This is a genomic window from Methylobacterium endophyticum (assembly GCF_050591105.1).
In the GTDB taxonomy this organism is placed as follows: domain Bacteria; phylum Pseudomonadota; class Alphaproteobacteria; order Rhizobiales; family Beijerinckiaceae; genus Methylobacterium.
This window is the reverse complement of record NZ_JBNHES010000024.1, coordinates 1-23,205: the sequence shown is the minus strand read 5'-3', so window position 1 is coordinate 23,205 and position 23,205 is coordinate 1. Positions and strand designations below refer to the sequence as shown.

At 70.6% G+C, this 23,205-nt stretch carries 26 protein-coding genes and 1 other RNA gene; 14 read left to right on the top strand and 13 right to left on the bottom strand.

The window, feature by feature from the left end; genetic code table 11:
- Nucleotides 1-50 precede the first annotated feature (50 nt).
- The 3 genes from ACP56T_RS20115 to gap all read right to left on the bottom strand — a co-directional run bounded on the left by ACP56T_RS20115 (nt 51) and on the right by gap (nt 2,840).
- Complete coding sequence (locus ACP56T_RS20115) at nt 51-1,253, bottom strand: phosphoglycerate kinase (protein WP_430913937.1); 1,203 nt, start codon at nt 1,251-1,253, stop codon at nt 51-53.
- Nucleotides 1,254-1,294: 41 nt separating this feature from the next.
- Nucleotides 1,295-1,756: a hypothetical protein gene (locus ACP56T_RS20110; protein WP_430913936.1), complete on the bottom strand. Its 462-nt coding sequence runs from the start codon at nt 1,754-1,756 to the stop codon at nt 1,295-1,297.
- Nucleotides 1,757-1,832: 76 nt separating this feature from the next.
- Nucleotides 1,833-2,840, bottom strand: coding sequence for a type I glyceraldehyde-3-phosphate dehydrogenase (gap, locus tag ACP56T_RS20105; RefSeq protein ID WP_430913935.1), 1,008 nt, complete (start codon nt 2,838-2,840; stop codon nt 1,833-1,835).
- A gap of 343 nt (nt 2,841-3,183) precedes the next feature.
- Here gap and ACP56T_RS20100 point away from each other — a divergent pair, with 343 nt between their 5' ends.
- From ACP56T_RS20100 to ACP56T_RS20070, 7 genes are all read left to right on the top strand, one after another.
- Nucleotides 3,184-3,474: a DUF4164 family protein gene (locus ACP56T_RS20100; protein ID WP_430913934.1), complete on the top strand. Its 291-nt coding sequence runs from the start codon at nt 3,184-3,186 to the stop codon at nt 3,472-3,474.
- A 9-nt stretch (nt 3,475-3,483) separates the two neighbouring features.
- On the top strand, nt 3,484-3,849 hold the full coding sequence (locus ACP56T_RS20095; protein WP_430913933.1) for a cell division protein ZapA: 366 nt from the start codon (nt 3,484-3,486) through the stop codon (nt 3,847-3,849).
- Nucleotides 3,850-3,897: 48 nt separating this feature from the next.
- Nucleotides 3,898-4,054: non-coding RNA, 6S RNA (gene ssrS / locus ACP56T_RS20090), on the top strand.
- Nucleotides 4,044-4,637 (top strand): 5-formyltetrahydrofolate cyclo-ligase, encoded by a 594-nt coding sequence (locus ACP56T_RS20085; protein WP_430913932.1) that lies wholly within the window; start codon nt 4,044-4,046, stop codon nt 4,635-4,637. The genes ssrS and ACP56T_RS20085 overlap by 11 nt, the downstream gene beginning before the upstream one ends.
- A gap of 9 nt (nt 4,638-4,646) precedes the next feature.
- A complete protein-coding gene (locus ACP56T_RS20080) occupies nt 4,647-5,468 on the top strand; it encodes a TIGR00282 family metallophosphoesterase (protein ID WP_430913931.1) in 822 nt (273 codons plus the stop codon).
- A gap of 138 nt (nt 5,469-5,606) precedes the next feature.
- The gene (locus ACP56T_RS20075; RefSeq protein WP_430913930.1) at nt 5,607-6,605 is read left to right on the top strand and encodes a flagellar motor protein MotA; all 999 of its coding nucleotides are present in this window, start codon (nt 5,607-5,609) and stop codon (nt 6,603-6,605) included.
- Between the two features lies 1 nt (nt 6,606).
- Nucleotides 6,607-7,623, top strand: a complete 1,017-nt coding sequence (locus ACP56T_RS20070) for a peptidoglycan -binding protein (protein ID WP_430913929.1) — start codon at nt 6,607-6,609, stop codon at nt 7,621-7,623.
- A gap of 6 nt (nt 7,624-7,629) precedes the next feature.
- Here the strand turns inward: ACP56T_RS20070 and ACP56T_RS20065 are convergent, their stop codons facing one another.
- Nucleotides 7,630-9,474, bottom strand: coding sequence for an ABC transporter transmembrane domain-containing protein (locus ACP56T_RS20065; protein WP_430913928.1), 1,845 nt, complete (start codon nt 9,472-9,474; stop codon nt 7,630-7,632).
- A 172-nt stretch (nt 9,475-9,646) separates the two neighbouring features.
- Here ACP56T_RS20065 and rpmE point away from each other — a divergent pair, with 172 nt between their 5' ends.
- A complete protein-coding gene (rpmE, locus tag ACP56T_RS20060) occupies nt 9,647-9,901 on the top strand; it encodes a 50S ribosomal protein L31 (protein WP_430913927.1) in 255 nt (84 codons plus the stop codon).
- An 86-nt stretch (nt 9,902-9,987) separates the two neighbouring features.
- On the opposite strand, the gene rcdA is transcribed toward rpmE, so the two are convergent.
- The 6 genes from rcdA to ACP56T_RS20030 all read right to left on the bottom strand — a co-directional run bounded on the left by rcdA (nt 9,988) and on the right by ACP56T_RS20030 (nt 14,347).
- Entirely contained in the window at nt 9,988-10,518 is a 531-nt protein-coding gene (gene rcdA / locus ACP56T_RS20055) for a protease adaptor protein RcdA (protein WP_430913926.1), read from the bottom strand.
- A gap of 312 nt (nt 10,519-10,830) precedes the next feature.
- Nucleotides 10,831-11,511 (bottom strand): phosphoribosylformylglycinamidine synthase subunit PurQ, encoded by a 681-nt coding sequence (gene purQ, locus ACP56T_RS20050; RefSeq protein WP_430913925.1) that lies wholly within the window; start codon nt 11,509-11,511, stop codon nt 10,831-10,833.
- Nucleotide 11,512: 1 nt separating this feature from the next.
- Nucleotides 11,513-11,752 carry a phosphoribosylformylglycinamidine synthase subunit PurS gene (purS, locus tag ACP56T_RS20045; protein WP_430913924.1) on the bottom strand — a complete coding sequence of 80 codons (240 nt, stop codon included), beginning with the start codon at nt 11,750-11,752 and terminating at the stop codon, nt 11,513-11,515.
- Between the two features lie 206 nt (nt 11,753-11,958).
- Entirely contained in the window at nt 11,959-12,192 is a 234-nt protein-coding gene (locus tag ACP56T_RS20040) for a hypothetical protein (protein ID WP_430913923.1), read from the bottom strand.
- 130 nt (nt 12,193-12,322) lie between these two features.
- Nucleotides 12,323-12,925 (bottom strand): ActR/PrrA/RegA family redox response regulator transcription factor, encoded by a 603-nt coding sequence (locus ACP56T_RS20035; RefSeq protein WP_430913922.1) that lies wholly within the window; start codon nt 12,923-12,925, stop codon nt 12,323-12,325.
- 36 nt (nt 12,926-12,961) lie between these two features.
- On the bottom strand, nt 12,962-14,347 hold the full coding sequence (locus ACP56T_RS20030; protein ID WP_430913921.1) for an ActS/PrrB/RegB family redox-sensitive histidine kinase: 1,386 nt from the start codon (nt 14,345-14,347) through the stop codon (nt 12,962-12,964).
- A gap of 159 nt (nt 14,348-14,506) precedes the next feature.
- Here ACP56T_RS20030 and ACP56T_RS20025 point away from each other — a divergent pair, with 159 nt between their 5' ends.
- Together ACP56T_RS20025 and ACP56T_RS20020 are read left to right on the top strand one after the other, a co-directional pair.
- Nucleotides 14,507-15,784, top strand: a complete 1,278-nt coding sequence (locus tag ACP56T_RS20025) for a polyhydroxyalkanoate depolymerase (protein WP_430913920.1) — start codon at nt 14,507-14,509, stop codon at nt 15,782-15,784.
- Nucleotides 15,785-15,833: 49 nt separating this feature from the next.
- Nucleotides 15,834-16,568, top strand: a complete 735-nt coding sequence (locus tag ACP56T_RS20020) for a M48 family metallopeptidase (RefSeq protein ID WP_430913919.1) — start codon at nt 15,834-15,836, stop codon at nt 16,566-16,568.
- Between the two features lie 6 nt (nt 16,569-16,574).
- Here the strand turns inward: ACP56T_RS20020 and ACP56T_RS20015 are convergent, their stop codons facing one another.
- Nucleotides 16,575-16,952, bottom strand: coding sequence for a hypothetical protein (locus ACP56T_RS20015; RefSeq protein ID WP_430913918.1), 378 nt, complete (start codon nt 16,950-16,952; stop codon nt 16,575-16,577).
- Nucleotides 16,953-17,217: 265 nt separating this feature from the next.
- On the opposite strand from ACP56T_RS20015, the gene ACP56T_RS20010 reads away from it, so the two are divergent.
- From ACP56T_RS20010 to ACP56T_RS20000, 3 genes are all read left to right on the top strand, one after another.
- Nucleotides 17,218-17,688 (top strand): invasion associated locus B family protein, encoded by a 471-nt coding sequence (locus tag ACP56T_RS20010; RefSeq protein WP_430913955.1) that lies wholly within the window; start codon nt 17,218-17,220, stop codon nt 17,686-17,688.
- Between the two features lie 34 nt (nt 17,689-17,722).
- A complete protein-coding gene (locus ACP56T_RS20005) occupies nt 17,723-18,370 on the top strand; it encodes a hypothetical protein (RefSeq protein WP_430913917.1) in 648 nt (215 codons plus the stop codon).
- 307 nt (nt 18,371-18,677) lie between these two features.
- Nucleotides 18,678-20,453: a glycosyltransferase family 2 protein gene (locus tag ACP56T_RS20000; protein ID WP_430913954.1), complete on the top strand. Its 1,776-nt coding sequence runs from the start codon at nt 18,678-18,680 to the stop codon at nt 20,451-20,453.
- Nucleotides 20,454-20,531: 78 nt separating this feature from the next.
- Here the strand turns inward: ACP56T_RS20000 and purC are convergent, their stop codons facing one another.
- Both purC and nth read right to left on the bottom strand, forming a co-directional pair.
- The gene (gene purC / locus ACP56T_RS19995; RefSeq protein ID WP_430913916.1) at nt 20,532-21,326 is read right to left on the bottom strand and encodes a phosphoribosylaminoimidazolesuccinocarboxamide synthase; all 795 of its coding nucleotides are present in this window, start codon (nt 21,324-21,326) and stop codon (nt 20,532-20,534) included.
- Between the two features lie 190 nt (nt 21,327-21,516).
- Nucleotides 21,517-22,257: an endonuclease III gene (nth, locus tag ACP56T_RS19990; protein ID WP_430913915.1), complete on the bottom strand. Its 741-nt coding sequence runs from the start codon at nt 22,255-22,257 to the stop codon at nt 21,517-21,519.
- Between the two features lie 20 nt (nt 22,258-22,277).
- On the opposite strand from nth, the gene ACP56T_RS19985 reads away from it, so the two are divergent.
- Entirely contained in the window at nt 22,278-22,799 is a 522-nt protein-coding gene (locus ACP56T_RS19985; RefSeq protein ID WP_430913914.1) for a DUF2244 domain-containing protein, read from the top strand.
- Nucleotides 22,800-23,205 lie beyond the last annotated feature (406 nt).

Below are 23,205 nucleotides of genomic sequence, written 5' to 3'. Positions count from 1 at the left end.
CATCGGCCCGCGCGGGGGAAGCGAATTTCGTGCGGCCGGTCGCCCTCGCGTCAGGCTTTGGCGCGCAGCGCCTCGACGCCGGGCAGGACCTTCCCTTCCAGCCATTCGAGGAAGGCGCCCCCCGCCGTCGAGATGTAGGAGAATTGCTCCGACACGCCCGCGTGGTTGAGGGCCGCGACGGTGTCGCCGCCGCCGGCCACCGAGACGAGCTTGCCGGCTTCCGTCCGCCCGGCCGCATGCCGGGCGGCGGCGACCGTCGCGGCATCGAAGGGGTTGAGCTCGAAGGCGCCGAGCGGGCCGTTCCAGACGAGCGTCGCCGCCTCGTCGATGGCGGCGTCGATCTCAGTCACGGAGGCCGGGCCGGCGTCGAGGATCATGCCGCTTTCCGGTACGGCATCGACGGAGACCGTCTCGTGGGCCGCGTCCGCCTTGAACTCCGAGGCGACCACCGCGTCGACGGGCAGGATGATGCGGCACTTGGCGGCCTCGGCCGCCGCGAGTATCCTGTGCGCGGTCTCGGCGAGGTCCTTCTCGCAGAGCGACTTGCCCACCGGCTTGCCCTGCGCGTGCAGGAAGGTGTTGGCCATGCCGCCGCCGATCACCAGCATGTCGACCTTGGCGACGAGGTTCTGGAGCAGGTCGATCTTCGAGGAGACCTTGGCGCCGCCGACCAGCGCGATCACGGGGCGCTTGGGCGCCTCCAGGCCCTTGGTCAGCGCGTTCAGCTCCGCTTGCATCTCGCGGCCCGCATAGGCCGGGAGCAGATGCGCCAGCCCTTCCGTCGAGGCATGGGCGCGGTGGGCGGCGGAGAACGCCTCGTTGACGTAGACGTCGCCGTTCTCAGCGAGCGCCTTGGCGAAGGCGGGGTCGTTCTTCTCCTCGCCCGCGTGGAAGCGGGTGTTCTCGAGGAGCAGCACGTCGCCGTCCTTCATGGCGGCGACGGCGGCCTTCGCGGGCTCGCCGATGCAGTCCTCGGCGAAGGCGACGGGCTTGCCGAGGCTCTCGCTCAGCGCGCCGACGACCGGCTTCAGCGAGTCCTTCGGCTCGCGCTTGCCCTTGGGGCGCCCGAAATGGGCGAGCAGCACGACCTTGCCGCCACCCTGCGCGATCTCGCGGATCGTGGGCACCACGCGCTCGATGCGGGTGGCGTCGGTGACGCGGCCGCCCTCCATCGGCACGTTGAGATCGACGCGCAGGAGAACGCGCTTGCCCGCGAGCGAGCCGGCATCGTCGAGGGTGCGGAAGGCGGTCATGTCGGTTCCGGGCGAGGGGGCGTTTCGGGCGTGCCGCGGCCTCAGCGAGGCGGCGGCAGCAGGGTCTGGAGGTTGAGCCGCTGCACGGCGATCGTCAGCACCACGGTGAGCACGGCGGTGATGATCGCGGTGAGCACCAGGGCGCCGGCGCCCGGCAGGCGCTTCGTCCGGTCGGCGATGGCGCGGACCTCGGTGCGCAGCGCCGCCACGTCCGACTGGCGGGCGACCTCGTTCATGCGCGCGGTGGCGCCCTCGACCTTGTCCTCGACGCGCGAGAGCAGCGACTCGGAGCGGGCGTACTTGTCCTCGATCCGGGACGCCTTGTCCTCGATCCGCGCGAGCTGGTCGGCGACATGGGAGGGCAACGGCTCGGCGGCCGGCTCGGCGCGGCCCACCGGCTGCGCAGGTGCCGCCGGAACAGAGGCTGCTACGGGAGGCGGCGCGTCCGGCGTCTGCGCCGGGATGAACCCGCTTCCGGTCGTCGTCGTGGCAGCGTCGCTCATGGGCCGCGGACCTCCGTCGATTCTGTCGTTGCCGGGCCGGCCGGAGGGCCGGCCCGGAGTCTCCGGTTCCGTTCGCTCAGAGCAGCTTGGCCATCGCCACGGCGGTGTCGGCCATGCGGTTCGAGAAGCCCCACTCGTTGTCGTACCAGGACAGGATGCGCACGAAGGTGCCGTCCATGACCTTGGTCTGGTCGAGATGGAAGGTCGACGAGTGCGGGTCGTGGTTGAAGTCGATCGAGACGTTCGGCTGGTCGGTATAGGCGAGCACGCCCTTGAGCGGGCCGTCGGCGGCCTTCCTGATCGCGTCGTTGATCTCCTGGGCCGTGGTCTCGCGCTTGGCCGTGAACACGAGGTCGACGGCGGAGACGTTCGGGGTCGGCACGCGGATCGAGGTCCCGTCGAGCTTGCCCTTCAGCTCCGGCAGCACCAGGCCGACGGCCTTGGCGGCGCCGGTCGAGGTCGGGATCATCGAGAGCGCGGCGGCGCGGGCCCGGTAGAGATCCTTGTGCATCTGGTCGAGGGACGGCTGGTCGTTCGTGTAGGAATGGATCGTCGTCATGAAGCCGCGCTCGATGCCGACGGTCTCGTTGAGCACCTTGGCCACCGGCACCAGGCAGTTGGTGGTGCAGGAGGCGTTCGAGACGACGACATGATCGGCGGTGAGCTGGTCGTGGTTGACGCCGTAGACCACCGTGAGGTCGGCGCCGTCGGCGGGCGCCGAGACGAGGACGCGCTTGGCGCCGGCGTCGAGATGGGCCTTCGCCTTGTCCTTCGAGGTGAAGATGCCGGTGCATTCGAGCGCGATGTCGACCCCGAGGTCGCGATGCGGCAGCTCGGCGGGGTTGCGCACGGCCGTGACCTTGATGCGCTTGCCGTCGACCACGATGAACTCGCCGTCGACCTTCACCTCGGCATCGAAGCGGCCGTGGATCGAGTCGAAGCGCAGCAGGTGCGCGTTGGTCTCGACCGGGCCGAGATCGTTGATCGCCACGACCTCGATGTCCGCGCGACCGGCCTCGTGGATGGCGCGCAGGACGTTGCGTCCGATGCGCCCGAACCCGTTGATGGCTACCTTGACGGTCACGGCGAGACTCCTTCCGAATTCCTGGCCAATAATCCGGCGCCCCCTTGCGGGCCTCCTCCGGCGTCGAGGACGCTTCGGGCGCGGCGCACCGGCTCTGTGGGAACGGCGCTTGAACCTGCGATGAACCGGATCCCGCCGGTGCCGCAGCCGCCGGGGATCATCCGGTCGGCGGATGAGGCGGGCGGGGGCGTCTCGGCTGTCACGGGGATGGGCATCCGCACCTCTGCGGCGCCCGCTGACGCCGCATCCGTTTCAAGCGGGGCTCTATCATGGGGCTTCCCCCTGTCAAAGCTTGCGGCATGACATTCGCTCGGCCATGAACGCATGGCTCGATATGGGTGCCATGACGTCGAATTCCACCTCCGCCGCCGAGGCCGCGCTCGCCCGGCTGTCCACCGCCCTGGCGCGGCTGGAGAGCGCCGTCTCGCGCCGCCTCGAGGACGAGCGCCATGAGGACAGGGAGGCGGAGCTCGCCCTCATGGCCGAGGACCGCGCGCGCCTCGCCGCCGCGCTCGACGCGGCGAGCGCCCGCCTCGCGCAGGTCGAGGCGACCACCGGCGAGGTCGGGGTGCGGATCGACCGGGCCATCGGCGCCGTGGAGCGCGTGCTCGGCCGCCCCCAGGATGCCGGCTGACCGCGACAGATGCCCCAGATCAACGTCACCATCGACGGCAAGACCTACCGCATGGCCTGCGGCGACGGGGAGGAGGAGCATCTCGGCTCGCTGGCCGCCGGGCTCGACGCGCGCATCTCGGAGATGCGCAGGGCCTTCGGCGAGATCGGCGACATGCGCCTCCAGGTGATGGCCGCCATCACCATCGCCGACGAGCTCTCCGAGACGCGCCGCCGGATCGCGGCGATCGAGGCCGAGACGGCGGCCCTGCGCGCCATGGTCGAGGGGGCCGAGAGCGAGACCGCCCAGCGCGAGGCGCGGCTCGCGGAGGGCGTCGCCGCCGCCGCCGAGCGGATCGAGCGGCTGGCCCAGGCGCTGATGCGCGCGCCCGGCTGAGCCCATTCGCCACTGGCGTAGCCGCCTCGCAATCGCTACATCGGGTGGGCGGGGCTGCCGGGTTCGTCAGGAGAACTATTCTCGGGGCCTTATCGACTCCCTCGGGAGCTGTCCCTGACCTCGTCCCTGGACTTGGTCAACACGGCGCCCACCTACTCTGTAGGTTTCCCGGGATCGAACCTCCAACGGCTCATGTGGCTCCGCACTCTTCCCCTTCCATGTCCGAGATGAAGTCCGAGCTGCGGCGCGCGGCGCTCGCCCGCCGCGATGCCCTCGACCCGCACCAGCGGGAGGAAGGCGGCCTCTCCGTCGCGGGCCATGCGTTGGCGGTTCCGGGGCTCGCCGACGCGCCCCTCGTCGGAGCCTTCTGGCCGATCCGCAGCGAGATCGACCCCCGCCCCCTTATCGAGCGCCTGTTCGCCCTCGGCCGGCGCGTGGCGCTGCCGAAGGTGACGCCGGACGGGCTCGTCTTCCGCGAGTGGAAGGCCGGGGAGGCGCTGGTTCCCGGCAGCTTCGGCCTCAGCGAGCCGCGCGACGACCTGCCGCCCCTCGATCCCACCGCGCTGATCGTGCCCCTCGCAGCCTTCGACCGGACTGGCCAGCGCATCGGCTACGGCCGGGGCTACTACGACCGGGCCATCGCGCGCCTGTCGCGGAACGGCCCGGTGCTGACGGTCGGCATCGCCTTCTCGGTGCAGGAGGTCGAGACCGTGTCGGCGGAGCCGCACGACCGGCCCCTCGACCACATCGTCACCGAGGGCGGCCCCGTCCCCCTCCGCAGGACCTGACGGACAACCATGCGCCTCCTCTTCCTCGGCGACGTCGTCGGCCGCCCCGGACGCAATGTCGTCGCCGAGCGCCTGCCGAAACTGCGCGAGCGCTGGCGGCTCGATTGCGTCGTCGTCAACGGCGAGAACGCGGCGGGCGGCTTCGGCATCACGGAGACGATCTGCGACGAGATCCTCCAGGCCGGCGCCGACGCGGTGACGCTCGGCAACCATTCCTTCGACCAGCGCGAGGCCCTCGTCTTCATCGCCCGCCAGCCGCGGCTGGTGCGGCCCGCGAACTATCCCGCCGGCACGCCGGGGCGCGGCGCCACCGTGGTCGAGACCGCCAAGGGCGCCCGCGTGCTGGTGCTCAACGTGATGGGGCGCGTCTACATGGACGCGCTGGACGACCCCTTCGCCGCCGCCGAGCGCGAGCTGACGGTCTGCCCGCTCGGCGAGGTCGCCGACGCCGTGATCGTCGACGTCCATGCCGAGGCGACGAGCGAGAAGCAGGCCGTCGGGTATTTCCTCGACGGGCGGGCGAGCCTCGTCGTCGGCACGCATACCCACACGCCCACCGCCGACCACCGCATCCTGCCCGGCGGCACCGCCTATCTCTCCGATGCGGGCATGTGCGGCGACTACGATTCGGTGCTCGGCATGAGCAAGGACGAGCCCCTGCGCCGCTTCCTCCAGAAGACCCCCGGCGCCCGGCTGGAGGCCGCGAGCGGCGAGGGCACCCTCTGTGGCTTGGCGGTGGAGACGAACGACAGGACCGGCCTTGCGACCCTCGTCGCACCTGTGCGCCTCGGGCCTCACCTCGAGGAAACCTGGCCGCGCGCCTGGGATTGAGCCGCGCGGCGCCGCCGGAGAGGCCGCGCCCGACTTGATCGGGCCCGAGCCACCCGCCACAGTGCCGCCGTCCCTGTCCAGGCTCGCCGTTTTTCGATGGAACGGCGCTTCGGGCCGCCTTGCGGAGAGTAGCGACCGATGGCGGCCAGTCCCGCGCCCAAGCCCGACGCCAGAGCTCACGCCAAGCCGCCCGCCAAGCCGCTGACGAAGCCCGGCATCTACCTCGTGCGGATGCTGATCTTCCTCGTGCTGATCGGCTTCCTGGTCCTGATCCTGTTCAGGCAGATCACCCCGGCCTTCCTCGCCAATCCGGGGTTGAACGGGCTGATCCTCGGCGTGCTTCTCATCGCGGTGCTGCTCGCCTTCGGGCAGGTGGTGCGGCTCTTCCGCGAGGTCGCCTATGTCAACGCCGTCGCCGGGGGCGAGGGGGCGCCGCGCGCGCCCTCCCTACTGGCCCCGCTCGTCCCGGCGATCGAGGCGCGGCGCGAGGGCGCGACGCTGCCGCATGTGCGCGCCTTCCTCGACACGGTCTCCGCCCGCCTCGACGAGGGCCGCGACGCGCTGCGCTACGTCTCCGGCATCCTCATCCTGCTCGGCCTGCTCGGTACCTTCTGGGGCCTCATCGACACCCTCTCGGCGGTGGGCTCCGTCATCAAGTCCATGCGCGGCGGCGGGGGCGATGCGAGCGTGATGTTCGACGAGTTGAAGAACGGGCTGGCGGTGCCGCTCGCCGGGATCGGGCTCGCCTTCTCCGCCTCGCTGTTCGGCCTGGCGAGCTCGCTCATCATCGGCTTTCTCGATCTCCAGGCGGCGCAGGCCCATGCCCGCTTCCGCAACGAGCTGGAGGACTGGTTGATCTCCGGCGAGGAGCGGGCGGTGGCGGCGATGTCCCCCGCCCAGGGGCCGGCGACCCAGGAGCTGAAGGAGGCCATCGACCGGCTCACCACCATCGTCTCCGAGGGCGCCAACGGCCGTGCCGCGACCCAGGCCATGACGAATCTCGCCGAGGGCATCCAGGGGCTCGTGCAGCACATGCGCACCGAGCAGCAGATGATCCGCGACTGGGTCGAGGCCCAGGCCGCCCGCGAGCGCGAATTGAAGCAGGTGCTCGACCGCCTCGGCCGCGAGAGGGCCTGAGATGGGCTCCCGCGCGGGACGGCGGAGCGACCACGCCCTCAACGTCTGGCCCGGCTATGTCGACGCCCTGGCGACGCTGCTGCTCTCGGTGGTCTTCCTGCTGACGATCTTCGTCGTCGGCCAGTTCTTCCTGTCGCAGGAGTTGACCGGCCGCGACACGGTGCTCGACCGGCTCAACCGCCAGATCGCCGACCTCACCGACCTGCTGGCGCTGGAGCGCTCCGGCCGCCGCAGCCAGGAGGAGGCGGCGCAGTCGCTCCGCAACACGCTGCTCGGCACGGAGGCCGAGCGCGACCGCCTCAAGGCCCAGGCGGAGGCCGGGGCCGCCTCGCAGGGGCAGGCGGGCGATCTCGACAAGCAGTTGCAGGCCGAGCGCGGCGCCACCGCCAAGGCGCTCTCGCAGGTCGACATCCTGAGCCAGCAGATCAGCGCCATGCGCCGCCAGCTCGCGGCGCTGGAGGACGCGCTCGCGGCCTCCGAGAGCCGCGACCGCGAGAGCCAGGCCCGCATCGCCGATCTCGGCAGCCGGCTCAACGTGGCGCTCGCGCAGAAGGTGCAGGAACTCTCGCGCTACCGCTCGGACTTCTTCGGGCGCCTGCGCCAGATCCTCGGCAACCGCAGCGACATCCGCATCGTCGGCGACCGCTTCGTGCTGCAATCCGAGGTGCTGTTCCCGGCGGGCTCGGCCGCGCTGAAACCCGAGGCCGGCCCGGAGATCGACCGCATCGCAGGCGCCATCCTCGACCTGTCGAAGCAGATCCCGGCGGACATCCCCTGGGTGCTGCGGGTCGACGGCCACACCGATTCGCGCCCGATCGCGAGCGCGCAGTTCCCGTCGAACTGGGCGCTCTCGGCCGCGCGGGCCATCGCCGTGGTGCAGTATCTCGCGGGCAAGGGCATCCCGCCCAAGAACCTGCTCGCGGGCGCCTTCGGCGAGTTCCAGCCCCTCGACACGGGCACCACCGAGGACGCCTATGCCAGGAACCGCCGGATCGAGATGAAGCTCACCGAGCGGTAGAAGCGCCTACTCCGCCGGCAGAGCCTTCTGGCGCGACCTGGGCTCCTTGCCGCGCGCGGTCTCGTCCAGCGCGTCGGTGAACTGGAGGGCGGCGAGCTGGGCGTAGAGCGCGCCCGCGCCGAGCAGGCTCTCATGCGTGCCCTCCTCGACGATGCGGCCCTCGTCCATCACCAGGATACGGTCCGCCGCGCGGATGGTGGCGAGGCGATGCGCGATGACCAGCGTGGTGCGCCCCTTCATCAGCGTGTCGAGGGCGGCCTGGACGGCGCGCTCGTTCTCGGCGTCGAGGGCCGAGGTGGCCTCGTCGAGGAGCAGGATCGGCGCGTCCTTCAGGATGGCGCGGGCGATGGCGATGCGCTGGCGCTGTCCGCCCGAGAGGGTCACGCCGCGCTCGCCCACCTGCGTGGCGTAGCCCTGGGGCAGGGCCCGCACGAACCCGTCCGCGTTGGCGAGTTCCGCCGCGCGGAAGACGTCGGCCTCGCTCGCCTGCGGCCGGCCGTAGCGGATGTTCTCCAGCACCGTGCCGGAAAACACGGTCGGGTCCTGCGGCACCAGGGAGAGGCGGCCGCGCAGGGCCTCCGGGTCGGCCTGGGCGATGTCGACGCCGTCGATGCGCACCATGCCCGATTGCGGGTCGTAGAAGCGCAGCAGCAGTTGCAGGATGGTGCTCTTGCCGGCCCCCGAGGGACCGACGATGGCGATGCGCTCGCCCGGCGCCGCCGTGAAGCTCACGCCGTCGAGGGAGGGATGCCCGGCCCGCGTCGGATAGACGAAGCGCACGGCCTCGAAGGCGATCTCGCCGCGCGGCGGAGAGGGCAGGGCCTGCGGCACGGGGGGCGCCTTGATCGCCGGCTCGGCCGCCAGGATCTCGCCGAGCCGCTCCGCCGCGCCGGCGGCCTGCGCGAGCTCGCCATAGACCTCGGAGAGCTGGCCGAGGGCGCTCGCGCCGAACACCGCGTAGAGCACGAACTGCGAGAGCTGCCCGGCGGTCATCGTGCCGGCGAGCACCCCTTGCGCGCCGTACCACATCACGCCGACGACGCTCGCCGAGATCAGGAAGATCGCCACCCCCGTGAGCAGCGCCCGCGCCCGGATCGATTCGCGCGCGGCCCCATACGCGTTCTCCGAGGCATCGGCGAAACGCGCCGCCGTGGTCGCGCCCATGCCGAAGGCCTGCATGGTGCGCACCGCCCCGATGGCCTCCGCCGCGTAGGCCGAGGCGTCGGCGAGCCGGTCCTGCGCGGCTCGCGAGCGGCGGCGCACGCCACGGCCGGAGAGGATCAGCGGGAAGACGATGAGCGGGATGGCGCCGAGCACGAGGATCGACAGCTTCGGGCTCGTCACCACCATCATCGCCACGGCGCCGACGAACAGGAACAGGTTGCGCAGCAGGATCGAGATCGAGACGCCGAACACGGCCTTCACCTGCGTCGCGTCGGCGGTAAGCCGCGAGACGATCTCGCCGGATTGCGTCCTGTCGAAGAAGGCCGGGTCGAGCACGGTCAGGCGGCGGAAGACCGCGCTGCGCAGGTCCGCGACCACGCGCTCGCCGAGGCTGACGACGGTGTAGTAGCGCCCCGCGCTCGACAGGGCGAGCACCGCCACCACCCCGAGCAGCGCCAGGAAATACACGTCGATGAGGCTCTGCCCCTCCGGCGAGAAGCCGTGGTCGATCACCCGGCGGATCGCCACCGGCACGACCAGCGTCGCGCCCGAGGCCGCCATCAGCGCGATGAACGCCGCGAGGATCCGCCCTCGGTAGGCCGCCGCGAAGGGGATCAGCGGGCGCAGCGCGCCGAGCGGTGCCTTGCCGCGCCCGTCCGCGCGGTCCGTGGTGTTACGCGCGGCCATTCTGGCTCATCCCGCGTGTCCCCCTGAGATGATGGACACCGTCCGCGCGTGTCGCGCTTGTTCGCGGTGCCGCCCTGCGGTATACGCGCGCCTTCATCCGATTGCGCGTGTTGAATGGCCGCGGGCCGCCGGGCAGGCCGGTCGGTGCAGCCTGTGTTTCGAGGATTTCGTCATGGCAAAAGACGCGGCCGCCAAGGCCAAGGGTACCGAGCATCCCGACTATCACTTCATCAAGGTCGTGATGACCGACGGGTCCGAGTACATGACCCGCTCGACCTACGGCAAGGAGGGTGACACCCTCAACCTCGATATCGACCCGCTGACGCACCCGGCCTGGACCGGCGGCGAGCAGAAGATGCTCGATCGCGGCGGCCGTGTCTCGCGCTTCAACTCGCGCTTCGGCAACCTCGCCTTCGGCCGCAAGTAAGCGCTGAACAGTCTTTCCACGCCGGCGAATCGAAAAGGGGCGGCCCGTCCGGGCCGCCCCTTTTCGCGTTTCATAGGCCGGTCGGATCAGTGCACCGCCCGCGAGAAGGCCGAGAGCAGCAGCCCGTGCTGGGCGGCGACGGGGCTCTCCACCGCCACCGGCGTCGGGCGCTCCTCGCCGATCAGCATGTCGAGATGCGTGATGCGGGCGTGCAGTCGGCGCGTGCGGGCGATGAGGTCGCGCAGGCGCAGCGGCAACTGGTCGGACACGTCCGGGCGCGAAGATTCCTGCGCGTTGAGGCGCACGCGGGTCTTCTCCTGAAGGGCCTGGCTCGGCGTGATCTCGCCCTCGGCCACGGCGCGCTGGACGAGAAGCCAGGAGGCCGTCTGCATCAGCAGCGTCGTCAGCCGCATGCTCTCGGCGGCGTAGCTCAGCGACGCGTCGCGCGAGATCAGGCGCGATTCCGCCCGGCCGTCCCCGTCGAGATAGGCGGCCGTCTCCTCGACCAGCGCCATGCCCTCGCGGAACAGCGCCTTGAACGGCTCCGAGGTCACGTAGGTCTGCCCGAAGCTGACCCAGTCCCGCTCGTCCCGGAAGGTGACGTCGTGCTCGTTCATGCTGCCTCCTGTGCCCCTTTGAGATGGCGCCGTTCCGTTCCGGGAGCGGAGCCTGCCTGTCGGGAGCCGGTGCGCAATCCTAGCGCCGAATCCGAGCCGGCGCCGCCTTCACCACGGGGTAACGTTAACGCGCTCTTTGGGGGGGCCGGACGAAAAAAAGCCGCCCCGGAGGACGGCTTTGAAAAGAGTCTACAGGGAGGCATCAAACAGAGTGGACGGAGGTCCCACTCGACATCCAGAAGCCTGGATGCCCCCATCGTCGAAGAAAATGGTTAACGCCCGGTTAACGGGCAATGGGCCGCAATGTCCGTGTCAGGCGGCGAGGCTCTCGAACAGTCCGCGCCCGTCCGTGCCGCCCATGAGAGCTTCGACGAAGTTCTCCGGATGCGGCATCATGCCGAGGACGTTCCGGTTCTCCGAGTAGATCCCGGCGATGGAGTTCAGCGACCCGTTGCGGTTCGCGTCCTCGGTCAGTACGCCGGAGGCGTCGCAGTAGCGGAAGGCCACGCGCCCGTCGCCCTCGAGCCGCGCGACGGTGTCCGCGTCGGCGAAGTAGTTGCCCTCGCCATGGGCCACGCAGACATCGATCACCTGGCCCACCGCATAGGCGGAGGCGAACCGGGTGTCCGCCTGCTCCACCCGCAGGAACTGCCGGTGGCAGATGAAGCGGCGGTTGACGTTGCGCATCAGCACGCCGGGCAGAAGCCCCGATTCGCACAGGATCTGGAAGCCGTTGCAGATGCCGAGCACGAGGCCGCCGCGCGCGGCATGCGCCCGAACCGCGTCCATCACCGCCGCTCGTCCCGCGATCGCGCCGCAGCGCAGGTAATCCCCGTAGGAGAAGCCGCCGGGAAACACCACGAGGTCCGTTCCGGCCGGCAGCGCGGTCTCCGCATGCCACACGGAGACGACCTCCGCCCCGGCCAGACGAAGAGCCCGCGACACGTCGCCGTCGCGGTTGGAGCCAGGGAAGACCAGAACCGCGGCGCGCATGTCAGCTGAACTCGATCTCGAAGTTTTCAACGACCGTGTTGGCCAGCAGCTTCTCGCAGGCGTTTCGAAGCATGGCCTCGGCCGCCTCCCGGTCGGTGGCGTCGATCTCGACGTCGAAGACCTTGCCTTGGCGCACGCCGCCGATCTCGTTGATCCCGAAGGACTTCAACGCTGCTTCGATCGCCTTTCCCTGAGGGTCCAGCACCCCGTTTCGCAGGGTGACTATGACACGGGCTTTCATGACAGGGGACTCACGCCGTCGCTGTTGGACATTTTCGACAGTCTGTCAGAATTGGTGATGTCCGCGCAACCGGCGCGGCATGACACTTTTCGCGGAAAGCGGATAAATATTTAATAACAGATGCGCTGATCTAACGGATCCGATGCCTTTGTCGTTCCGGTATAGGCAAGCGGACAGGAACCGGCCCGCATCCGTAGATCCGATGCTCATGGCCGTGCTCCTCGCGCCCGCAGGGGCTCGATGCTGGTCGCCCGCTTCCAGAGCTGCACCATGATCCAGGCGGCGAACAGGCTGAACAGCCCCATGAGCACATGGCCGACGCGGTCGCCGAGATCGAGCAGCCCGGCCAGGGCCCATCCCGCGGCGATCGCCACCGCGAACACCTCGGTCCCGACGAGGACCATCATGCTGACGATCGTTACGACGTTTCGCGTGTTCACACCGATGCCCAACGCCTGCGGCCGGCTCGTACCCGATTCCGGCGCTCGATGGAGGGGCAGTAACCCGGCCGAACGGAAGGGCGCAACCCTGACACCTGTCTAATATTGTCTCCGGCCCGCCGCGCTCCGCTCAGCGGGGCGCGCGCTTGGCCAGGATGCGTTGCAGGGTGCGCCGATGCATGTTGAGCCGCCGCGCCGTCTCGCTGACATTGCGGCCGCACAACTCGTAGACGCGCTGGATATGCTCCCAGCGCACGCGGTCGGCCGACATTGGGTTCTCGGGCGGGTCGGCGCGCTCTCCCGGCTGAGCCATCAGCGTGAGATGGATCTCGTCGGCGTCGGCCGGCTTGGCGAGATAGTCGAAGGCGCCGAGCTTCACCGCCGTCACGGCGGTGGCGATGTTGCCGTAGCCCGTCAGGATGACGCCGCGCGCCTCGGGCCGGCGCTCCTTCAGCCGGGCGATTACGTCGAGCCCGTTGCCGTCGCCGAGACGCATGTCGATCACCGCGAAGGCCGGCGCATGGGCCTCGACGGCGCCGACCCCCTCGGCCACGCTCTCGGCCACCTGCACCTGATAGCCCCGGCCTTCCATGGCGCGGGCAAGGCGCGTCGAGAACGGCTTGTCGTCGTCCACGATGAGAAGGCTACGGTCGGCGAAGGCCGCGAGCGGGTCGCTGTCGGACAGAAGGACAGACTCGACGTCCGGTTCGGAGGTCCCGGTTTGCGTCAACATGGGACGCTCCTCTCAATTCAATCGTGCCCCAGCCGTTCATATAGGATCGGTTCCGGCCGGCGTCAGGGGCGAACGCGGCACGATGTCGTGCGACGACGCCGGCGCGGTTCCGCGCTCGAAGGCCGCCCGCGTCCAAGAGACGCGCGCCACGGCTCCGGTGGGGCCCGATCCCGGCACGTTCGAGAGGGTGAGCTGCGCCCCCGAGCGCTCGATCAGCGTCTTGGCGATGAACAATCCGAGCCCGAGCCCGGCGCCGGCCGAATCGGCGGGGCGGTTGCGGCCGGGGGCGCGCGTGGTGACGTAGGGTTCCCCGGCGCGCAGCAGGACCTCGTTGGGGAAGCCGGGCCCGTCGTCGCGGACCTCGAGGGCCACGCGCTCGGCCGTCCAGCGCGCCGCGATCACGACCCGCGTGTCGGCGAAGTCCACGGCGTTGTCGACGAGGTTGGCGAGCCCGAACATCACCCCCGGATTGCGCCGGCAGACGGGCTCCGGCCCCTCGCCGGAGGCCGAGACGTCGAGGGCCGGGCCGAGGGAGCGCTGCGGCGCCACCAGTTCCTCGACGAGATGGCTGAAGGTGACGGTCTCCAGGAAGCCGGCCTCGTCGTTGCCGAGGGAGGTGAGCTTCGCGAGGATGCCCCGGCAGCGCTCGGCCTGTTCCTGGAGGAGGCGCAGGTCCTCCGCCACCGCCGGCGCGGCGGTCGGCCCGAGCTGGCGCACCAGTTCCTTGGTGACGACCATGATGGTCCCGAGCGGGGTTCCGAGCTCGTGCGCCGCCGCCGCCGCCAACCCGTCGAGCTGCGAGAGATGCTGCTCGCGCGCCAGCACGAGCTCCGTCGCGGCGAGGGCCTGCGAGAGCTGGCGGGTCTCCTCCGCGACCCTCCAGGCATAGACGCCGGTGAAGGCGGTGCCGAGCAGGATCGCCGTCCATATCCCCGAGACGTAGAGGAAGGGCAGCTCGATCCGCCCGTCCGAGAACCAGGGCAGCGGCCGGTGGACCAGGGCGAGCAGCGTGGCGAGCCCCACCGCCAGCAGGCCCAGCGCCAGGGTCCGCTCCGGGGGCAGGGCCGTGGCCGAGATCAGCACGGGCGCGAGGAAGAGCAGCGAGAACGGGTTCTGGAGGCCGCCCGTGAGGAACAGGAGCGCGGCGAGCTGCACGATGTCGAAGGCGAGCAGCAGCGCCGCCGACTCGTCGCTGAGCCGGTAGCTCGCCGGAAACCGGATGCGCAGCGCCAGGTTGAGCCAGGACGAGGCCGCGATCACCAGGAAGCACCAGCCGAAGGGCAGGGCGAGCCCGAGGCCGAACTGCGCCCCGACGACGGCCGCGCTCTGCCCGGTGATCGCGAGCCAGCGCAGCCGCACGAAGGTGTCCAGCCGGACATGGCGGGTGTCGCGGACCAATCCGTTCAGGGTGTCATCGGTCATGAAGGGGGAATGCCGCCGCCTCGTTCGCCACCGTCCGGACCTCCGCGCGGGCAGGCGGCGACGGACGGGAGACGTTCATATGGGAACATTCATCCTGCGGACGATGTTTTTCGGCGCGGCCGAGACCCGAGCGGCGCGCGGGACCCGAGGATGCGTTCCATGGATCTGGCCTATTTCTGGTACGAGAGCGCGCGGGTGATGATGACCCCGGCGCGCATCGCCGCCGACATGACCCGCAACGGCCTCGCCAACCCGGCCAACCCGCTCTCCTACTCGCCCTATGCCCGCTCCGTGGCGGCGGGCTGCGAGATGTTCGAGCGCGTCACCCGGCGTTACGGTAAGCCCGCCTTCGGCATCGCCTCCGTGACGGTCGACGGGGTCGACGTGCCCGTGACCGAGCGGGTGGTGTGGGAGCGCCCGTTCTGCCGGGTGGTCAGCTTCGATCGCGGCTTCCTGAGGCCGCCCTCCGCACCGCAGCCGAAGGTGCTGATCGTGGCGCCGATGTCGGGCCACTACGCGACGCTGCTGCGCGGCACCATCGAGGCGATGCTGCCCGACCATCAGGTCTTCATCACCGACTGGGCCGACGCGCGCATGGTGCCGCTCTTCGCCGGCCGCTTCGATCTCGACAGCTACATCGACTACCTCCAGGCCATGTTCCGCGACCTCGGGCCGGACCTGCATGTCATGGCCGTCTGCCAGCCGGCGGTGCCGGTGGCCGCCGCCGTGGCGCTGATGGAGGCGTCGGACAGCCCCGCGATCCCCGTCTCGATGACCCTGATGGGCGGCCCCATCGACACGCGTCGTTCGCCCACCGCCGTGAACCGCCTCGCCCAGGAGCGCGGCATCGACTGGTTCGAGAAGCATTGCATCACGCTGGTGCCGCCGATCCATCCGGGCGCCTGGCGCCGCGTCTATCCGGGCTTCCTCCAGCTCTCCGGCTTCATGGCCATGAATCTCGACCGGCACATGGACGCGCATGCGGACATGTTCGACCACCTCGTCACCGGCGACGGCGATTCGGCCGACAAGCACCGCGCCTTCTACGACGAGTATCTCGCGGTGATGGACCTGACGGCGGAGTTCTATCTCCAGACCGTCGCCACGGTGTTCGTCGAGCACGCCCTGCCGAGGGGCACCATGACCCATCGCGGCACGCCGGTGGATCTCGGGGCCGTCCGGCGCTGCGCCATCCTCGCGGTGGAAGGCGAGAACGACGACATCTCCGGCGTTGGCCAGACCAAGGCGGCCCTCGACCTCGCGACGAACCTCCCGGCGGCGCGGAAGGCGTATCATCTCCAGGCCGATGTCGGGCATTACGGCGTCTTCAACGGCTCGCGCTTCCGCTCCGTCATCGCGCCGCGCATCGGGGCCTTCATGCGCGAGATGGAGGCGCGGCCGGACGGCGCGTCGCGCCACCTGCGCGCGGTGGGCTGAGGCGCCGAAAGTCGTTGGTGGCGGGCTGGGGCGGCGCTAAGCTTGGCCCATGCCCATCGCCTTCCTGCGTCGGCCGGACCCTGACCATCTCGCCATCCCCCATGGCGAGGGGACGCTGCGCGTGCTGCTGCGCCGGCGGCCTGCTGCGCGCCGCCTGATCCTGCGGGTCTCGCATGCGACGGGCGAGGCGGTGCTGACGCTGCCGTCGCGCACCTCCGTCGCCACGGCGCGGCGCTTCGCCGAGAGCCATGCCGGCTGGATCGCGGTACGCCTCGCCAAGGTGCCGGACCGGATCGCCTTCGCGCCCGGCGCGAGCCTGCCCCTGCGCGGCGTTTCCCACGGGATCGTCCGGCGCGGCACGCGCAGCGGCGTCACCCTCGCCGAGACGGACGAGGGAGGGCCCGTCATCTCGGTCTCCTGCGAGGCGGAGCATGTGGCGCGCCGGGTGGCCGATTTCCTGCGGCGCGAGGCGAAGGCCGACCTGGACCGGGCCGTCGCGGCCTACTCCGCCAAGCTCGGGCAGGCCCCGAGGCGGATCACCCTGCGCGACACCCGCAGCCGCTGGGGCTCCTGCACGGCCTCGGGCGAGCTGAACTTCTCGTGGCGGCTCATCATGGCCCCGCCCGTGGTGCTCGACTATCTCGTGGCGCACGAGATGGGGCACCTGCGCGAGATGAACCACTCGCAGCGCTTCTGGCGCCTCGTCGGCGATCTCTGCCCGAATGTCGACGAGGCGGAGGCGTGGCTCAAGCGGAACGGCTCGAGCCTGCACCGTTACGGCTGAGCCGCCTCAGTAGCGCGAGCGCAGCACCCGCTCGCGCAGCACGACCTCCTGCGGCCAGACCGGGCGCGGATCGACGTCGCCGGGGTTGAGGGTGCGCGGCGCCACGCTGTCGCAGACCTCGCGCTGGCGCACGATCACCGGATGGCCGAACTCGTCGCGGCGGCGGATATAGCCCCCGTCGCGGCAGAAGCCGGCGATCTCGGCGCTGCTGCCCTTGCGGCGGCCATAGGGGTTCCGGGCGACCGGCGGATGCTCGATCACGAGCGGCCCGTCCCGGTTCAGCGAGCGCTCGACATAGGTGGTCTCGCCCACGGGCAGCGGCTCGGCCGCGGCCGGAACCAGGCCGGCGAGAAGGAGGGCGACCGGAATCGCGAGGAGGCGCATGGGTTCGGTCCGAAAGGTGAGGAACGCTGTCGTTGTCAAGCTAGGGCCTCGGCGGCGCGGCGGCTAGCACATTGTGGCCACAATCTGACGCTCCTCGTCGCTTGACACTCTCCGGCCGGGCGTGGTCGGAACGCGTGGCTTTCGGCCCCGCCAAACCGGCGCGGGGCTGCTCGGGAAGGGTGACGGCGTGGCTTTGCGACCGAGTGCGGCTTGGCGGCGGGCGTTCCGGGGAGGACGGCGCGTCTGCGGCGCCGCGGCACTCCTCATCCTCGCGATCCTCGGTCTGTCGACCGTGAACGCCCAGGCGCAGGGCATGGTCCGCAAGACCTTCGACGACTGGCAGTTGCGCTGCGAGACGCCGGCCGGGGCGAAGGCCGAGCAATGCGCGCTGGTGCAGTACCTCGCCGCCGAGGACCGGCCGAACCTGACGCTGGTGGTCATCGTGCTGAAGACGGCGGACAATCGCGGCTATCTGCTGCGGGTGGTGGCGCCGCTCGGCATCCTGCTGCCCTCGGGCCTCGGCCTCAAGATCGACCAGACCGACATCGGGCGCGCCGGCTTCGTGCGCTGCCTGACCACGGGCTGCGTCGCCGAGGTGGTGATGGACGACGGGCTCGTCCGCCAATTCAAGTCCGGCAAGCAGGCGACCTTCATCGTGTTCCAGACGCCCGAGGAGGGCGTCGGCATTCCGCTGTCGATGAAGGGGTTCGGCGACGGGTTCGACAGCCTGAAATGAGCCGGCGCCGCAGGTCGCTCCACGGGGCACGCACATGACCCTTCGATCCCAGCTTCGCGCCTTGAGCCTCCTCGGGCTCCTCGGCCTTCCGGTGGCGGGCCCCGCCTTGGCGGAGGAGGGCAACGTCCTCACCAATCTCCTGAAATACGGCGGCACCACCGTGCCCCCCTCGCGGCCGAAGGATGTCGAGCCGGCCTATTGCCCGCCCATCGACGTGCCGGAAGGGGGCGCCGCCCTCCAGACCTTCGCCGGCCGTTCCGGCGATGCTTCCGCGATCCGAACGCAGGTGACGCTCGGCCGGCTGGCCCGCGAATGCACGCGGCTTCAGGACGGCTCGCTGACCGTGAAGGTCGGTGTCGAGGGGCGCGTGCTGCTCGGGCCCAGCGGCAAGCCGGGCCGGGTCGATGTGCCTGTGACCGTCGCGATCAAGCGGGGCGAGGCCGTGCTGGTCTCGCGGACGCGCAGGGTTTCCGCGACGGTGCCGTCCGGCGAGGCGCAGGGGTTCTTCTCCCTGGTGGAGGACGCTCTGCCCGTGCCCGTCGCCGCCAGCGAGGATTACGACATCGTCGTCGGGCTCGGGGGAGGGGGAGCCGCCAGGGCGTCCGCGAAATCCGCCGCGCATCGGCGCAGGCCGGCGGCGGTCGCGGCCCCGGCGGATGCGGGGGCCGGTGCCGCCCAGTGACGCCGCAGGCAGGGGCGGACGGACCGGAGCGGGCCTGTCGCGCCTGATCGGCCGTGTCCGCGACGCCCTGCGTCCGGCGCGGCCCTGGCTCGGGCATGCCGTGGGAGCGCGCATCGAGCCGACCGCAGACCCCGTCTACGACAGGCGCATCGTCCTCGACGAGCCGGCCGCCGGACGCTGGCTGGTGCTGACATATTCGGCGCAGACGGCGGCCCGGCCCCTGTTGCGCCTGGAGCGCTCCGGCGGTCCGCCCCAGGAATTGCCTCTTCCCGGCGTGACCGGGGAGCGCGCCTTCTGGCTCGGCCTGATGCCGCGGGATCTCGCCGGCATCGGCCTCTCCGTGGGGCCGGAGCCTGGGTTTCGGATCGAGCGGGCGGGGCTGCGCGGGCATGCGAGCCTGCTCCTCGAATGCCTGCTGAAGCGCCCGCTGCGGGCGCCCCCGGCGCTCTACGAGTTCGCGCGGGGCGACGAGCGGCGCTTCCGCGACATCCTGCGCGGGGCCTGCGCCGTGGTGCCGATGGCGCGCCACGATGCCTTTTCGCGCGCACGGAGCGTGGCGGAAGGAGCGGCGGCGTTAACGCGCATGCCGGTGCGCCTCGTCATGATCGTCCGCGACGGGGAGGGCGGGATCGCGGCGACGGTCCGGGACCTGCTCGCCCAGACCCACCGCGATTGGAGCCTCGTCGTCGCCGGGGAGCGGGCGCCCTCGTCTCACGGCGATTCCCGCATCGCGGGCCGTTCCTGGGACGAGGCGGGACGCTGGGGCGACCTGATGGGGGAGGGAGCCGCCTTCGGTCTCCTCGATCCGGGCGACCGCCTCGCCCCCGATGCCCTGGCACGGCTTGCCGCCGCGCTGTCCCCGCCCGCCGGACCCTCTCCCGATCTGGCCTATGCCGATCATCTGTCGGAGGCCGAAGGGCGGACCTCGCCTGTCCTCAAGCCGGGCTGGAGCCCCGATCTCGCGCTGGCGAGCGGCTATCACGGCGCTGCCGCGCTGGTCGCGCCGCATCTCGCCGCCAGTCTGGCCGCGCTGCCGCTCGGACCGTCAAGGGACGCGGCGACGGCCTGGGAGATCGCGGTGGCGGCGGCCGCCGCGAGCGCCGTCCATGTCCCGCGACCGCTCGCGACCCTCGCCGGGCGGCCGGCCGATCCGGGCCGGCGGGCGCGGCTCCTGGCGGACCGGCTGCGGGGGATCGGCAGCCCGGCGGAACCCCGGATTCGCGACGGCGTCCTCGACCTGCACTGGCCGCTGCCCGAGCCGGCGCCCCTCGTCAGCATCGTGATCCCGTCCCGCGACCGGCTCGACCTGATCGAGCGGGTGACGCGGGGCGTGCTCTCGGAGACGGCCTATTCCGCCATCGAGATGGTGATCGTCGACAACGGCTCCACCGATCCCGGCGTCCTCGCTCATTACGAGACGCTGAAGCGCGACCCGCGCGTCGCGGTGCTGCCCTTCCCGGCGCCGTTCAACTTCTCGGCGATGGTCAATGCGGGCGTGGCCGCATCCTCCGGCTCCGTCGTGGTGCTGCTCAACAACGACGTCGCGGTGCTGGAGCCCGATTGGCTCGACGCCATGGTCCGGCAGGCGCTGCGGCCGGAGGTCGGCGCCGTCGGCGCAAAACTCCTCTACGGCGACGGCACGCTCCAGCATGCGGGCGTCGTGGTCGGGCTCGGCGGCCGCGCCGGCCATATCCTGCGCCGCCGCCCGGCGGATACTCCCGGCCGGCTCGGGCGGCTGCGCGTCGCCCACGAGGTCTCCGCCGTCACCGCCGCCTGCCTCGCGGTCAGCCGGACGAAATACGACGCCGTCGGCGGATTCGACGCCGAGGCGTTCCCGGTGGATTTCAACGACGTGGATTTCTGCCTGCGCCTCGGCGCCGCCGGGTGGAAGACGGTCTGGACGCCGCTGGCGACGCTCGCCCATCTCGAATCCGTCAGCCGGGGGCCGTCCGTGGGCGAAAAGCGCGCGCGCTTCGAGCGCGAGGCCGCGACCTTCGTCGGCCGCTGGCGCGAGGCGATCCGGCACGACCCGTTCTACCACCCGGCGCTGTCGCTCACGACCTTCGGCGAGGACCTCGAATAGAAGCGCCGCTCACGAAAACGGGGGCCGCCGCTCCTCGCGGGACCCCCGTCGAAACCCTTGGCTCGTACGCCGTGCCCGTTACTGGACGAGACGCGGGCCGCCGGTCTGCACCTTCTCGTTCTCGGACATGATGCCGAGCCGCTTGGCGACCTCGGTATAGGCCTCGATCAGGCCGCCGAGATCCTTGCGGAAACGGTCCTTGTCGAGCTTGTCCGCGGACTTGATGTCCCACAGCCGGCACGAATCGGGGGAGATCTCGTCGGCCACGACGATGCGCATCAGGTCGCCTTCCCAGAGCCGGCCGGTCTCGATCTTGAAGTCCACGAGACGGATGCCGACGCCGAGGAAAAGGCCGGACAGGAAGTCGTTGACGCGGATGGCGAGCGCCATGATGTCGTCGATCTCCTGGGGCGTCGCCCAGCCGAAGGCGGTGATGTGCTCCTCCGAGACCATCGGATCGTTGAGCGCATCGTTCTTGTAGTAGAACTCGATGATCGAGCGCGGCAGCTGCGTGCCTTCCTCGAGCCCGAGGCGGGTGGCGAGCGAGCCGGCGGCGACGTTGCGCACCACGACTTCCAGCGGGATGATCTCGACCTCGCGGATGAGCTGCTCGCGCATGTTCAGCCGGCGGATGAAATGCGTCGGCACGCCGATGTCGTTGAGGTGCTGGAAGACGAACTCGGAGATGCGGTTGTTGAGCACGCCCTTGCCGTCGATGACTTCGTGCTTCTTCGCGTTGAAGGCGGTCGCGTCGTCCTTGAAATGCTGGATGAGCGTCCCCGGCTCCGGTCCCTCGTAGAGGACCTTCGCCTTGCCCTCGTAGATGCGACGGCGGCGATTCATAGGCGTGTACCGTGGTTTGAGGAAGTCCATGGCCGTGACTCCTGCGGCGACGATCTGTGTGCGGAATCCGCGGCGTTGCGACCGGGTGGTGAGGTCGGGCCGCGAGGACCTATCGTTGCCGACAGGTCCGGGCGGCCGGGCGCGAAACTACCCGAAGCGCGGTTGCAGCACAACGCGTCGGCCTTGCGCAGGGCGGGAAGCTTCGTTGCGCGGGCCGGCGTCACGCCGTCTTCGCGCCGTAGCGGCAGAGATCCTCGATGGGACAGGCCGGGCATTCCGGCCGGCGCGCCTTGCAGACGTAGCGGCCGAACAGGATCAGCCAGTGATGGGCGTTGAGCCGGTAGGGCTCCGGCACGATCGCCTCCAGCCCCGCCTGCACCTTGTCCGTCGTCGCCGCGACCACGAGGGGAATCCGGTTGGAGACCCGGAAGATGTGGGTGTCCACCGCGATGGTCTCGATGCCGAAGGCGACGTTGAGCACGACGCTCGCCGTCTTCGTGCCGACGCCCGGCAGCACCTCCAGCTCGGCGCGGGAGGAGGGGATCTCGCCGCCGTGCCGCTCCACCAGGGCTTGGGAGAGGGCGATGACGTTCTTCGCCTTGGTGTTGAACAGGCCGATGGTGCGGATGAAGCCGCGCACGCGCTCCTCCCCCAGCGCCAGCATCTTCTCCGGGGTGTCCGCCACGGCGAAGAGGGGGCCGGTCGCGAGGTTCACGCCCTTGTCGGTCGCCTGCGCGGAGAGCACCACCGCGACGAGCAGGGTATAGGCGTTGCGATAGACGAGCTCGGCCTTCGGCTCGGGATTGGCCGCGCTCAGCCGCGCGAAGATCTCCCGCACGGTCGCCGCGTCCGCCGGCGCCGGGGGCGGGCCGGCCTTGGCGGCAAGGGGGCGGGCGAGGGGGCGGGACGGCGTGCCGCCGATCGCCTGTTTGCGGGGAGGGGTCGGCTTCCTGGCGGCCATGGCTGCGTTATATGGATGGCATGGCGAGCGGCAAGCACCCAGCCCATCCGGACGGCCGCGATCCCGATTCCCTCGATCGGGCCCTGTATCGCGCCACCATTCGCCCCAGCAATTCCCTCGGGCGGCGAGGATTTCGCATCGTCATGGGCGGCTGCTGCCTCGTCTCCGTCGCGACCTCGGTCTGGTGCTGGCGGATGGGCTTCTGGCCGATCGCCGGATTCTTCGGCCTCGACATGCTGGCGCTCTACGCAGCGCTGAGGGTGAGCGCGCGGCGCGGGCTGTCCTTCGAGGAGGTGGCGATCTCGCAGCTCGAGATCCTGCTCGCGCGGGTCAGCCATCGCGGAGAGCGCCGCGAGTGGCGCTTCAACCCGCTCTGGACCAGGCTCGCCACCGTGGAGGACGACGAGTACGGCCTCCAGCGGCTCTCCCTGGTGTCCCGCCGGCAAGAAGTGGTCGTGGCGCGGGACGCGTCTCCCGACGAACGGGCCCGGATCGCGGCGGACCTGTCGCGGGCGCTCGCGCAGGTGAAGAAGGGCTACTGAGCCGCTGGGCGCGGCGGGAGAGGGCGCCCGGATGCCGGAGGGCAGTAAACGGGGCCTTCGCGATTTTGTCGTCGGGCCGTCATTTTTGGTGTTGACGCGGCCGGGGCCCATCCGTATACCGCTGTTCATCGGCGCCGGCCGCTCCACCAGAGCGGAACTGGTAGCCGCGCTGTCTGTGTTTTACGGCTTTTGGCCGGCATTTGACGGCGACTCTTCAGCGATGCAGCTGCGACCGTGCTCGGTAGAACCGACATCGGCTTGCTGTTGTCTTGTTGCGGGGTGTTCTTTTGACAAGTGAATCTGAGGAAGAGAAGCGTGGGCGGCGTTGTCCTTGCGGGATCTTCCTGGCCTTTCGGGGCTGGGTTGGTCTGTTGGATGATGCTGTGACACGTTTCGAGAACCGCTC